Origin of the sequence: Planomonospora sp. ID67723, assembly GCF_015711605.1 — a bacterium.
Lineage (GTDB): Bacteria > Actinomycetota > Actinomycetes > Streptosporangiales > Streptosporangiaceae > Planomonospora_A.
Window position 1 is genome coordinate 25,060 of sequence record NZ_JABTEZ010000003.1, and the last position, 11,831, is coordinate 36,890.

14 protein-coding genes and 1 tRNA gene are annotated in these 11,831 nt (G+C 71.5%); 12 read left to right on the forward strand and 3 right to left on the reverse strand.

Annotated features, from left to right (window positions below):
• Positions 1-45: 45 nt before the first annotated feature.
• From proB to HS041_RS21785, 5 genes are all read left to right on the forward strand, one after another.
• Positions 46-1,170 carry a glutamate 5-kinase gene (gene proB / locus HS041_RS21765; RefSeq protein WP_196442660.1) on the forward strand — a complete coding sequence of 375 codons (1,125 nt, stop codon included), beginning with the start codon at positions 46-48 and terminating at the stop codon, positions 1,168-1,170.
• A 44-nt stretch (positions 1,171-1,214) separates the two neighbouring features.
• Positions 1,215-2,540 carry a glutamate-5-semialdehyde dehydrogenase gene (locus tag HS041_RS21770; protein ID WP_196442661.1) on the forward strand — a complete coding sequence of 442 codons (1,326 nt, stop codon included), beginning with the start codon at positions 1,215-1,217 and terminating at the stop codon, positions 2,538-2,540.
• Positions 2,541-2,627: 87 nt separating this feature from the next.
• Positions 2,628-3,062, forward strand: a complete 435-nt coding sequence (locus tag HS041_RS21775) for an SRPBCC family protein (RefSeq protein ID WP_196442662.1) — start codon at positions 2,628-2,630, stop codon at positions 3,060-3,062.
• Between the two features lie 48 nt (positions 3,063-3,110).
• The gene (locus HS041_RS21780; protein ID WP_196442663.1) at positions 3,111-3,302 is read left to right on the forward strand and encodes a hypothetical protein; all 192 of its coding nucleotides are present in this window, start codon (positions 3,111-3,113) and stop codon (positions 3,300-3,302) included.
• Positions 3,303-3,394: 92 nt separating this feature from the next.
• Positions 3,395-5,062 (forward strand): protein kinase domain-containing protein, encoded by a 1,668-nt coding sequence (locus HS041_RS21785; RefSeq protein WP_196442664.1) that lies wholly within the window; start codon positions 3,395-3,397, stop codon positions 5,060-5,062.
• 110 nt (positions 5,063-5,172) lie between these two features.
• Here HS041_RS21785 and HS041_RS21790 read toward each other — a convergent pair whose 3' ends face one another.
• On the reverse strand, positions 5,173-6,198 hold the full coding sequence (locus HS041_RS21790) for a M48 family metallopeptidase (protein ID WP_196442665.1): 1,026 nt from the start codon (positions 6,196-6,198) through the stop codon (positions 5,173-5,175).
• Positions 6,199-6,272: 74 nt separating this feature from the next.
• On the opposite strand from HS041_RS21790, the gene nadD reads away from it, so the two are divergent.
• The 7 genes from nadD (at position 6,273) to HS041_RS39420 (ending at position 11,025) form a co-directional block, all read left to right on the forward strand.
• A complete protein-coding gene (nadD, locus tag HS041_RS21795) occupies positions 6,273-6,893 on the forward strand; it encodes a nicotinate-nucleotide adenylyltransferase (RefSeq protein WP_196442666.1) in 621 nt (206 codons plus the stop codon).
• A gap of 906 nt (positions 6,894-7,799) precedes the next feature.
• Positions 7,800-8,348, forward strand: a complete 549-nt coding sequence (locus HS041_RS21800; RefSeq protein WP_196442667.1) for an RNA polymerase sigma factor — start codon at positions 7,800-7,802, stop codon at positions 8,346-8,348.
• Positions 8,345-9,304 (forward strand): hypothetical protein, encoded by a 960-nt coding sequence (locus HS041_RS21805; protein WP_196442668.1) that lies wholly within the window; start codon positions 8,345-8,347, stop codon positions 9,302-9,304. Before HS041_RS21800 ends, HS041_RS21805 begins: the two co-directional genes overlap by 4 nt.
• A 230-nt stretch (positions 9,305-9,534) precedes the next feature.
• Complete coding sequence (rsfS, locus tag HS041_RS21810) at positions 9,535-9,951, forward strand: ribosome silencing factor (RefSeq protein ID WP_196442669.1); 417 nt, start codon at positions 9,535-9,537, stop codon at positions 9,949-9,951.
• Between the two features lie 82 nt (positions 9,952-10,033).
• Entirely contained in the window at positions 10,034-10,666 is a 633-nt protein-coding gene (locus HS041_RS21815) for a histidine phosphatase family protein (protein WP_196442670.1), read from the forward strand.
• Positions 10,667-10,789: 123 nt separating this feature from the next.
• A tRNA-Ala gene (locus HS041_RS21820) sits at positions 10,790-10,862 on the forward strand.
• A gap of 34 nt (positions 10,863-10,896) precedes the next feature.
• On the forward strand, positions 10,897-11,025 hold the full coding sequence (locus HS041_RS39420) for a hypothetical protein (RefSeq protein ID WP_255530049.1): 129 nt from the start codon (positions 10,897-10,899) through the stop codon (positions 11,023-11,025).
• 145 nt (positions 11,026-11,170) lie between these two features.
• Here the strand turns inward: HS041_RS39420 and HS041_RS21825 are convergent, their stop codons facing one another.
• Positions 11,171-11,395, reverse strand: coding sequence for a helix-turn-helix transcriptional regulator (locus tag HS041_RS21825; protein WP_196442671.1), 225 nt, complete (start codon positions 11,393-11,395; stop codon positions 11,171-11,173).
• 13 nt (positions 11,396-11,408) lie between these two features.
• Positions 11,409-11,810, reverse strand: coding sequence for a hypothetical protein (locus HS041_RS21830; protein ID WP_196442672.1), 402 nt, complete (start codon positions 11,808-11,810; stop codon positions 11,409-11,411).
• Between the last annotated feature and the right edge of the window lie 21 nt (positions 11,811-11,831).

The window sequence follows — 11,831 nt, forward strand, 5'->3', positions numbered from 1 at the left end:
CGTCCGCCACCCCTGGCCTCGCCAGAACCGAGAAAGGTGCCTCCCGTGACCGCCCCGCGCGACCGGATCCGTACGGCCTCACGTCTCGTCGTGAAGGTGGGTTCGTCCTCGCTCACGACCCCGCAGGGAACGATCGACGTCGACCGGGTGGACGCCCTGGTCGACGTGCTCGCCGCCCGGCGCGGGACCGGCACGCAGATCGTGCTGGTCTCCTCCGGCGCGATCGCGGCCGGCCTCGGCCCGCTCGGTCTGTCCGCCCGTCCCCGCGACCTCGCCACCCAGCAGGCCGCCGCCTCGGTCGGCCAGGGGGTGCTGGTCGCCCGATACACCTCGTCCTTCGCCCGGTACGGCCTGCGGGTCGGCCAGGTGCTGCTCACCGCCGACGACATGATGCGCCGCGCACACCACGTCAACGCCCAGCGCACGCTGAACCGCCTGCTGGAGCTGGGCATCGTCCCGGTGGTCAACGAGAACGACACCGTGGCCACCGACGAGATCCGCTTCGGCGACAACGACCGGCTCGCTGCGCTGGTCGCCCACCTGACCCGCGCCGACGCGCTGGTGCTGCTGTCGGACGTGGACGCCCTCTACGACGGCGATCCCCGCCGTCCCGGCGCGCGCAGGCTCGCTGACGTGCGCGGCCCCGAGGACCTCGCCGGGGTCGAGCTGGGCAAGGGCGGCGCGGTCGGCACCGGCGGGATGATCACCAAGGTCCAGGCGGCCAGGATCGCCACCGGCGCGGGTGTGCCGGTCGTGCTGACCGCCGCCGCGCACGCCGCCCAGGCCATCGCCGGAGCCGACATCGGCACCTACTTCCACCCGGACGGCCGCCACCCCGGCACCCGGCTGCTCTGGCTGGCCCACGCCACCACCGGCCGCGGCCGGCTGCACCTGGACGAGGGAGCGGTCGAGGCCGTCGTCGGCCGCCGCAAGTCGCTGCTTCCGGCCGGGGTCACCGCGGTCGAAGGCGAGTTCGCCGCCGGGGACCCCGTGGACCTGTGCGGCCCGCACGGCCACGTGGTCGCCCGCGGCCTGGTCAACTTCGACGCCGGAGAGATCCCCGGCCTGCTGGGCCGGTCCACCCGAGAGCTGGCCAGCAGCCTCGGTCCGGAATATGAACGCGAACTCATCCACCGTGACGACATCGTCATACTGGAGCCCACCCACTAGTTCTCCCTATGGAGCGCCACATGGCCGTTTTGTCGGGAAATCTCATGCCGACTTCTGAGACTTCCGCAGATTTCCTGAAGGTAGCCCTGGCGGCTAAAGAGGCCGCCGCCGAGCTGGCCCCGCTGCCGCGGGCGCCGAAGGACGCCGCGCTCCGGGCGATCGCCGACGCGCTGGTGGCCAGGTCCGCCGAGATCGTCGAGGCCAACGCCCTCGACGTGGCCAAGGCCAGGGAGAACGGCACCTCCGAATACATGATCGACCGGCTCAGCCTGGACGCCGGTCGGATCGAGGCCATCGCCGAGGCCGTCCGCCAGGTCGCCGACCTGCCCGACCCGGTCGGCGAGGTGATCCGGGGCAACACCCTGCCCAACGGGCTGGAGCTGCGCCAGATCCGGGTGCCGCTCGGCGTGATCGGCATCGTCTACGAGGGCCGCCCCAACGTCACGGTCGACGCCGCCGCGCTCTGCCTCAAGAGCGGCAACGCCACCCTGCTGCGCGGCTCCTCCAGCGCCTACGCCTCCAACACGGCACTGGTGAAGGTCATGCAGGACGCCCTCGCGGGCACCGACGTCCCCGCAGGAGCCGTACAGCTCGTGCCCGGCCAGACGCGTGAGTCGGTCAAGACGCTGATGAAGGCGCGCGGCCTGGTCGACGTGCTGATCCCGCGCGGCGGCGCCTCGCTGATCAACTCGGTGGTGGAGGAGTCCACGGTCCCGGTCATCGAGACCGGTACGGGCAACTGCCACGTCTACGTCGACGCCGACGCCGACCTCGACCTGGCTCTGGAGATCCTGCTCAACGCCAAGGTCCAGCGGCCATCGGTCTGCAACGCGGCCGAGACCTTCCTGGTGCACGCCGACGTGGCCGACGCCTTCGTGCCGCGCGCGCTGGCCGCACTGGCCGAGGCGGGCGTGACGGTCCACGGCGACGCGCGGATCGCCTCCTACGGTCAGGAGGCCGGTGGCACGGTGGTGCCCGTCACCGAGGAGGACTTCGGCGCCGAGTACCTCTCGCTGGACATCGCCGCCGCCGTGGTCGGCTCCCTGGAGGACGCGGTCGCCCACATCAGGCAGTACGGCTCCGGCCACACCGACGCGATCGTCACCCGGTCGGTCAGCGCCTCCCGCAGGTTCGTCGCGCTGGTCGACTCCGCGGCCGTGGCGGTCAACGCCTCCACCCGCTTCACCGACGGCGGCGAGTTCGGCTTCGGCGCGGAGATCGGCATCTCCACACAGAAGCTGCACGCCCGCGGCCCGATGGGCCTGCCGGAGCTGACCTCCACCAAGTGGGTCTACACCGGCGAGGGCCACCTTCGCACCTCCACGGGCACCGTCATCGCCTCCTGCGGGGGAGACGGCTCGAGCTGCTGAGCCGTGACGCGCAGCGCCGCCGCGGGCCCGTGAGCCCGTGCAGCCGGTGGCAAGCGGGGCGCAAGCCGGACGGGATATCACTGGACCATGGCAGAACAGCGTATCGACGTCGCATATGTCTCGCCCGCCTCGCCCGACCGCCTCTGGGCGGTCCTGACGGACGTCTCCACCTGGACCGGGTGGGCGCCCTTCGACGCCGTCGAGCTGGAATCGCCCGGCTCCCCCGAGCGCGACGGCGTCGGGGCGGTCCGGGTGCTCCGGCGCGGGAACAAGATCACCCGGGAGCGGGTGGTCGCCTTCGACCCCGGTTCCTGGCACTTCGCCTACGAGTTGCTGGAGGGCGTCCCGGCCCGTGACTACCGCGCCGACGTCACGCTGGAGCCGCTCCCCGGCGGCGGGACCACGATCCGGTGGCGGTCGCGCTTCCGCGGCCGCCTGCCCGGGCAGGGGCCGGTGGTCAGGCTGGTGCTCCGCAGATTCGTCGATGATCTGGTAAAGCGGCTCGCCGTTCACGGCATGTAGTCGCGTGTCGTCCGCGGCGATCGCGGCGGGCCGGGCTTGACTCTCCGCGTGGAGATCGTGATCGCATTCCTCTTCATCGTCGTGGTGGTGCTCGGCGCCGACCGGTTGATGCTGTTCCTGGAGAGCCGGGGGCATGTGAACTGGCGGCGCAAGGGGCGCCCGGACCTGTCCGAGGGACCCGTCGCCGAGCTGGAGAGCCTGCTCGTCCCCGCGGGCCGCGAGCCCGCGGGCCGGTCGTAGCGCGCCCGCCTCCCGGCGTCCTCGGCCCGTTCCCCCGTCTACGGCGCGCCGCCGGGGTTTCGTCGTGCCCGCCCGCTATGGTGTGGTCTCCTATGGGTGGAGGTCGGGGCAGACTCGGGCGCGTCGGCCCGTACACGCTGGTGGAGCGCCTCGGCAGGGGTGGGATGGGCGAGGTCTACCTCGCCACCACGCGCCGGGGCGAGAACGTCGCGCTCAAAATGCTCCACGACGCGATCGAAGCCGACTCCGAGGCCCGGATCCGCCTGGAGCGGGAGGTCCGCGCGCTGCGCCGGGTCGAAAGCCCCTATGTCGCCCGGGTCCTCGACGCCGATCTCATCTGTGACCGGCCCTACCTGGTCATGGAGCACATCGAGGGCGACACCCTGCTCGACCGGGTACGGCAGGCCGGCCCGCTGGACGGCGCCGACCTGATCGTCCTCGCCCAGGGGCTGGCAGCCGCACTGGCGATCATCCATGCGGCCGGGGTGGTCCATCGCGACCTCAAACCCGCCAACGTCCTGATCGGCCCGTCGAGCGAGCCCGTCCTCATCGACTTCGGCATCGCACAGGTTCTGGACGCCACCCGGCTCACCATGACCGGCACCTTCCTCGGCACCCCGGGTTACGCCGCCCCCGAGCTGTTCGCGGACGAGCCGGTGGGCGCACCCGCCGACGTGCACGCCTGGGCGGCCACGGTGGCCTTCGCCGCCACCGGCCGCCCCACTTTCGGCCGGGGCACGGTCGAAGCGCAGATGTACGCCATCCTCAACGGCCAGGCGGATCTCGCCGGGGTCCCCGCCGCCCTCCTCCCGCTGCTGCGCGCCGCGCTCCACCGCGAGGCCGCCAAACGCCCCACCGCGGCCCTCCTCTCCGCCCGTCTCACGCGCCTGGCCCGCGCGACGTCCCCGGAGCCCCGCAAGCCCGCGGCACCCGCGAGGGTCCCCGGGTCCGCCAGGAAGGCCGCCCCCGCCGAGCCGCCGTCCCCGCCGAAGCCCGCCAAACCCGCCGCAGAGAAGACGGGCGAGCGGGCGGGAACGCGCAAGGCCGGGACGAAGACCGAGAGCGGCGGCGCCGAACCCGGGCCGGAACGGGAGCCCTCGCGCGGCACGCGGCTCGTGGCCGAGGGAAGGGAGCCCCGGCGGGTCTCCGCGGCGGGGCCGAGGATCAGCCGGTCGGCCTCCAGGGGGCGACAGGCGGACAGCGCCCTGGCGGCCGAGGCGGCGCCCGCCGGCTCGGCGGGGCCGCTGCCGGCGGGGAACGTGGCGCTGGTCGTCCTCGCCCTGCTGGCTGTGCCCTGCGTGGTGGCCTCGGTGATCTGGCCGGTGGCGACCTTCGCAGTCACCGGGTTCTTCGCCGTCCTGGCCCGCACCGTCTGGGTCGGGCACTGGCTGGTGAGGAAGCGTAGATCCGCCCCGGTCCGAGGCGCCCTGCGGGTCCTGGGCTTCCCCCTGACCTTCGCGGGATCGCTGGCGAGTGCCGCGGTCTGGCCGGGGTTGCCCGCGGCCGGGCTGGCGGCCTTCGCGCTCTGGCTGGCCCTGGGCGGGGCGCTGCCCCTCGACTGGTGGCAGCGCCCCGCCCCGGTCGCCGTCGCGGGCGTCGTGTTCGGGGTGGTCTGCGGCGGGATCATCGGCCGCGAGGTGGAGCGGGTCGGCTCCGGCCTGCCCGAACTTCGCAGGGAGGGGCTGCGGGCGCTGGCCGTCCTCGGCGGGTTCGTCGCCCTGTGCGCGGCGGCCGTACGGGTCGTGGCACTGGTCCTGTGACCCGTTCGGAGCGGGCCTGCGGGACCCGCCCCGGATCGGGACGTCAGGCCGCCTTCGCCGGGGAGGCGGCCCTGGCGGTGCAGAAGACGGGGCGCCGCTAGCGAAGCGGTCTAGTTGCCGTCGCGTCGGGAGAAACGGTTGAAGATGCGCTCCCCGGCGTTGACCGCGCCCTCGGCCACATCGCGCAGGACGCCGATGAACGGGTCCTGCGACTGCGACCAGGACTCGCGGTAGGAGCGGGCCGCGGCCTTGACCTCCTCGGAGACCTTGGCGCTGGAGTCGTCGGCGCGGCGCGGGTAGTCGCCGCGCAGGATGCCCTCGTATTCGCCGCTGCGGCGCCACTTGTCGAGCTCGGCGACCCGCGAGACCGCGAACGGGTGGGTGGTGCCGAGCAGGTTGAGGACCTTCAGCAGGCCGTCGCGGACGTCGCCCGCCGTGTCGTATTCGCGTGCCTGGTCGAGGAAGGCCTCGATGTTCATCTCGTGCAGGCGCGAGCCGCCGGCGAGCTTCATCAGCGCGCGCAGGGCCGCGTCGGGGTCCTGCCCGACGAGGAGGCCACCGCGGTCGGCGGAGAGCTCGGACTTGCGGTGCCACTCCTCCAGCCCCGCGACGATCGCGCGCAGGCCGATGTAGCCCAGCGGGATCCAGGCCACGCGGGTGGCCAGGCGGGTGAGGATGTCCAGCATGGTGCGGTAGACCGCGTGACCGGACAGGATGTGGGCGGTCTCGTGGCCGATGACGAAGCGCTGCTCCTCCTCGTCCATCAGGTCGAGCAGGCCGGTGGTGACGACGATGAACGGGTCGTCGAAGCCGATGGCCTTGGCCTGGACCTGCGGGTTCTGCTGGACGTAGACCTCCGGGATGCGGTGGAGGTCGAGCACGTAGGCCGCGTCGCGGCCCATGTCGTGCAGGGCGCGGAACTGGGTGTCGCTCGTGCGCACCGCGGAGGCGAGGTAGATCAGGCGCAGGCGGCGCTCACTGATCAGACCGGACATCTGCTTGAGGACCGTGTCGAACCCGCTGAGCGAACGGAGAGCGACCAGTGCGGACCGGTCGGCGGGGTGTTCGTAGGCACGGGAGCTGATGCCGGGAAGCTGCACGCGGTTGCGATCCGGGGTGGTGGTCATGTCCGGCATGCTACGTCGGGTACGCGTGTCACGCGCGGGGGGTGATTAAAACCTCTGTACGGCTTACGCGTATGGTCCGTTCCATGATGAACGCGCCGATCAGCCGGGGGAAGCGCCGTCTGGGCGTTATGGGCGGCACCTTCGATCCGATCCACCACGGCCACCTGGTCGCCGCCAGTGAGGTCGCGCACCACTTCGAACTCGACGAGGTCGTGTTCGTGCCGACCGGGCGCCCCTGGCAGAAGGCCGACCAGGCGGTCTCCGCCCCCGAGGACCGCTACCTGATGACGGTCATCGCGACCGCCTCCAACCCGCGTTTCTCGGTGAGCCGGGTGGACATCGACCGGCCGGGCCCGACCTTCACCATCGACACGCTGCGTGACATCGCCGAGCTCTACGGCCCCGACACGGAGCTGTACTTCATCACCGGCGCCGACGCCCTCTCCCAGATCCTGAGCTGGCGGGACGTGGAGGAGCTGTTCACCATCGCGCACTTCGTCGGCGCCACCCGCCCCGGCCACCACCTGCACGATCCCGGCCTGCCCGAGGGCCGGGTCAGCCTGCTGGAGATCCCGGCCCTGGCCATCTCGTCCTCGGAGTGCCGGGAGCGGGTCGCCGCGGGCGAGCCGATCTGGTATCTCGTGCCGGACGGCATCGTCCAGTACATCAACAAGCGCGGGCTCTACCAGCGGATCGAGGACTGACCGGGGCGTTCGGCACCCGCCCCCGAGGGAGGGCGCATCGGCGAAGACGCCGTTGACGAGGTGCCCGCCCTTCCCTATGGAGCGTCAGAGGCTGCCCGGCTGGTGCTCTTTTCGTCTCGGCTCCAGATCTCGGTGCATCGCGGGAGGTCCCTGATGCCTCCGCCTTCAGGGATCATGCCCCAGAGGAAGGGGATCAGGTACTGAGGCGGCCCGCCCAGGAGCGCGGCTAGTTCGTCCTCGGTGACGGTGAGGGCGAACGCCGGGCCCGGTCGCCCGGGGTCCCATCCTTGTTCGACGGCTCGCCGGATGCATCCGGCCACGAGGGCAGGGCGGACCGCGATCGTCCGTTCTCCGAGCCAGTTGTCCGGTCGGGCGCAGGGGAGTGACACCAAGAGAACACATCCTGGCTCCTCGGTCCGCTCGACGGCGACGGTGAGGGGACTCCAGCCGCTGCCTCGGCAGTGGGTGGACCTGTGCCGGATGCGCCAGCGGAAGGCGGTGCCATCGACGCTGATGGACCGTGAGCCTTTCCTGGGCATCGCCATGGGCGCCTCCAAGATTCCGCTCTGTTCCGTCGCTGTTCCGCGGGAGTGCCGAAAGCGGCGAGAAACGATGCGAGACGCCCGCAAGCGTAATCGCTGCTCATCTCCATGATCGAGCTGTTTTCGCAGGCGGACTGATCACGCATCGGAGATCACCCGGATCCGCGGGGGCAGGGCGGACCCGGAGTCGCGTATGCGGGAAGGCGCCTCCGCGGATGCCCGCCGGCGAGCAGAAGCGACCCGGTCCGCAGGCACCGCAAGGGCCTGCTTTTCCACGGCGGCCGGAAATGATGAGCCGGTGCCGTACATAGACAGAGGTGTCCGTCACGTGAACCGATGAGGAGACCTGCCATGGGAACCGCCCGTGAATGACGAGCGGCTGGCCAGATTCGAGGCCGTCTACAACCAGGCCTACGGCCGGATCACGGCATACGCCGCGCGCCGCTGCGATTCGCCGCAGGACGCGGCCGACGTGGTGGCGGAGACCTTCGCGGTCGCCTGGCGCCGGGTCGACGAGCTGCCGGCGGGGGCGGAGGCCACGCTGTGGCTGTACGGCGTGGCACGCAAGGTGCTGGCCAACCACCACCGAGGCGACAACCGCCGACGGGCCCGGATGGTCGAGCTCGATGCCGAGCTGGCGGACCTGTACGGGGACTCCCTGGACAGCGGGATCGAGCGCGCGGCGATCGGCCAGGCCTTCCGGACCCTGTCCGACGACGACCGCGAGCTGTTGTCGCTGGTCGCCTGGGAGGGCCTGGACCGCGAGGAGATCGCGACGGCACTCGGGCTGTCGCGCAATGCCGTGCGCATCAGGCTCCACCGTGCCCGCAAACGCTTTTCCCGAGCGCTCGCCGAGGCGGATGTCCACTTCACGTCAGACAGCCGGTTCGTCCCGGCGGAGAGGCCGCTGTGAAGAACATCGACGAGATCGACGCGGTGAAGTCGCTGGCCAGGGTCGCGCCCGGCGCGCAGGGAGGAGACCCGACCGGTGCAGGGGCCCGGGCGTTGCTGGCCGTGATCACCTCGGAGGAGCCGGCCGCGCCGGTCAGGACCCGCGGATACGCCGCCCGGCGGCGGGCCCTGGGCCTGGCGGCCTCGTTCGCGCTCGCCGCGGGTGTCGTGGTGGGCCCGAGCCTGCTGGAGGACGGTCCCGGTGTGCCGGGCTCCTATGCCGTCACCCGGACCGCCGACGGGATGGTGACCATCCAGGTCCGTGATTTCCATGATGCCCTCGGGCTGGAGAAGCGGTTGAAGGAGCTCAACGTTCCCGCCATCGTCGACCACCTTCCCTACGGGCAGGTGTGCCGCGGACCGCGTGGCAAGCATGTGGAGGACATCCCCCAGGGCCTGTACAGCCTGCCGGAGAACATTCCCGGAGAGAAGGAGGGCTGGCAGATGCAGATCAACACGAGGTTGTTCCGGCCCGGCCAGACCTTCGTCTGGACCATCAGCTCCACTCCGGGCGGGCACGGCTCCAGCACCTCCACCTATCTCATGGAGGGCCCGGTGGCGCCCTGCGAACCCGTTCCCGCTCCCAAGCCGAAGGTCTACACGCCGGAATTCCGTACGGCGACGGTGGAGGGCCGCTCGCTCGAGGGGATGCGCGTGGACGAGAAGACCGTCGGCGAGGTCCTGCCGGAGCTGAGGAGGCGCGGCAAGAAAGTCGTCTTCCTGATCATGGCCATCCCGCCGGGGAATCCCGGGGGCTTCGGTGAGGAGCGCACGCAGGAAGAGCCCGTCGGTGACGACTGGAGCGTCTGGGAGGCGGAGGAGAACGCCAAGGGGGTGATCCGCCTTCTCGTCACGGAGGAGCGCTATGACAGAAACCCCGTCTACGGAGGTCCACGAGACGCCGTCATCTCCGAGTGACCAGGCCAGGCGCGGCGCCACACGGTGCGCGCCTGGCACGGCTGCTCGATCACGGACGACCGCGGCGCGGAGAAGCCTGACCCGGTGCGGCTCCCCGCCGCCGATTTCCGTTTGCGGCGCGGAATCGGGTGGCACACGATAGGCGTTGTATCCGTGCCCGCTCTTAACGCGTGCCACACCGGGCATCCTTAGGGGTGACGAAGCCGACTACCGGAGGACTAATCCACACCGTGACCGCAACCGAAAGATCCGTTCAGCTCGTCAGGCTCGCCGCCGAGGCCGCAGCCGACAAGCTGGCCGACGACATCCTCGCCTATGACGTGAGCGAGCAGCTCGTCATCACCGACGCCTTCCTGCTCTGCTCCGCCACCAACGACCGTCAGGTCCGTGCCATCGTCGACGAGATCGAGGACCGGCTGCGGCTCGAGGCCGACGCCAAGCCCGTGCGCCGCGAGGGGGAGCGCGAGGGGCGCTGGGTCCTCCTGGACTACGTCGACATCGTCGTGCACGTCCAGCACGAGGAGGACCGCACCTTCTACGCCCTGGAGCGGCTGTGGAAGGACTGCCCCGCCATCTCCCTGCCGGACGTCGTGACCCAGGTCGCCGCGCAGCGTGCCCGGACGACCGCCCCGGAGGACGCTCAGTGACGGTACGGCACGAGCGAGCCGCCGGGGTCCGGGTGACCGGCCCGGTGCGCCCGGAGCCCGGAGCGCGCGGCGAGGGCGGAGCATGAGCCGCCGCGTCGTCTGCCTGAGGCACGGCCAGACCCTGTGGAACGTCGAGCATCGCTTCCAGGGCCACACCGACATCCCGCTGGACGAGACCGGCATCGCGCAGGCCGCCCGCGCGGCCTCGATGCTCGCCACGCTCCGCCCCGAGCTGATCGTCGCCTCCGACCTCCAGCGCGCCGCGGACACCGCGGACGCGCTGGCCCGCGTCACCGGCCTGACCGTGGCCGTGGACGAGGACCTGCGCGAGCGCGGCGGGGGCGAGTGGGAGGGCCTCACCCGCGAGGAGATCTCCACGGGCTGGCCCCGGGAGTTCGCCGCCTGGGAGGCCCCCGGGGGTGAGGACGTCACCGACGTCGCCAAGCGGGTGTCCGCCTCGATCCGCCGCTGGGCCGAGCGGCTCAGTCCCGACGGGCTACTGGTCGTGGTCTCCCACGGTGCGGCGATCCGGCTCGGCATCGCCAGGCTGATGGGCCTGCCCGAGGAGCACTGGCCCGCCCTCGGCGGCCTGGGCAACTGCTCGTGGTCGGTGCTGCAGGAGGGCCGCAAGGGCTGGCGCCTGCTCGAGCACAACGCGGGGACCCTGCCGGAGCCGATCCAGAGCGACGACAACCCCGAGGCCATCCCGGCCTGACCGCGCGTACGGCTCGCATCCCGCATGACAGGCGCGAGCCGTACGCCCGTCGATTAGGTGAACGGGAGGTTGTCCCTATATGCTTCCGAAGCGCCGCAACGAGAGCACTCGGAGCGGTGACCAGGGGCTATGGCGCAGCTGGTAGCGCGCCTCCATGGCATGGAGGAGGTCTGGGGTTCGAATCCCCATAGCTCCACTTCGGAGCCGTTCTCGAAACGGCCTGGAGCACGTTGACGAGATCCCGTCCGATCACCTCGATCGGGCGGGATCTCGTCGTTTCCCCGGCTGGTGCGGCCGCCGGCAACCCCGGCGGCGCCCGCCTCACCCTCACCCTCCCGGCCGCCGACGGCTCACCGTGACGCCGGCGGCCGCCGCCGGGGAACAGGCGAGCGGGGTGTGGCCGTCAGCGCTGCAATCTGCTGGACGTGGCGTCCCAGCGGAGAACGGTGGCTGCGTCCCTGCCCGGTCGCTCGCGCCGACCGGCTGGAAGCCGGCCTGAGGCGTTCAGGGTCGGGCCGGGTCGTTCGTCGTGTCCGCCCGGTCGGGCAGGAAGATCTCCTCGATGGTCAGGTCGAAGACGTCGGCGATGGTGAACGCCAGGGGCAAGCTGGGGTCGTATCGCCCGGTCTCGATGGCGTTGATCGCCTGTCGGGAGACATGGCACCGGTCGGCCAGGTCGGCCTGGCTCCACCGGCGGGCTGCTCGCAGTTCGCGTAGTCGGTTCTTCACGGGCGCGGCGCCTTCATCGGTGCAGGCGGGTGCGCAGGTCGGCGAGCACAAGCCAGATGGCCATCCCGCCGAGGAGGATCAGCTGCATGAGCTGATGGAGCTGGATGACGCCCGCGGCGTCGAGGAGGGTGGCCACTTGCAGCGCCACGAGCACTGCCGCGAAGGCGATGGCCATGCTTTCCAGCTGGATCTTGCGCAGGTATTCGTCTGCACGCCGGAACGCCCGCAGCAAGACCCAGGCCACGGCGAGCGTGAACACGGCGGTAGCCGCAATCCACCAGGCCTTCTGAGCGGCGCTCTGGTCGGGATCACTGCCCAGGGCCAGGGCCACAGGGCCCAGGATCGCCACGGGTAGGCCGTCGATGAGGACAGCGCGGCGGGCCGCGCGCGTCACTTGGTCCTGCTGTTTCGCCATGGCATGAAGGTAAAGCACCCC

Bases quoted from the DNA above. Each gene is read 5' to 3' on its own strand.
- HS041_RS21785 (WP_196442664.1), top strand. From the start codon at position 3,395: ATGGGTGGAGGTCGGGGCAGACTCGGGCGCGTCGGCCCGTACACGCTG.
- HS041_RS21770 (WP_196442661.1), top strand. From the start codon at position 1,215: ATGCCGACTTCTGAGACTTCCGCAGATTTCCTGAAGGTAGCCCTGGCG.
- HS041_RS21775 (WP_196442662.1), top strand. From the start codon at position 2,628: ATGGCAGAACAGCGTATCGACGTCGCATATGTCTCGCCCGCCTCGCCC.
- HS041_RS21815 (WP_196442670.1), top strand. From the start codon at position 10,034: ATGAGCCGCCGCGTCGTCTGCCTGAGGCACGGCCAGACCCTGTGGAAC.
- nadD (WP_196442666.1), top strand. From the start codon at position 6,273: ATGATGAACGCGCCGATCAGCCGGGGGAAGCGCCGTCTGGGCGTTATG.
- HS041_RS21790 (WP_196442665.1), bottom strand. From the start codon at position 6,198: ATGCCGGACATGACCACCACCCCGGATCGCAACCGCGTGCAGCTTCCC.
- HS041_RS21830 (WP_196442672.1), bottom strand. From the start codon at position 11,810: ATGGCGAAACAGCAGGACCAAGTGACGCGCGCGGCCCGCCGCGCTGTC.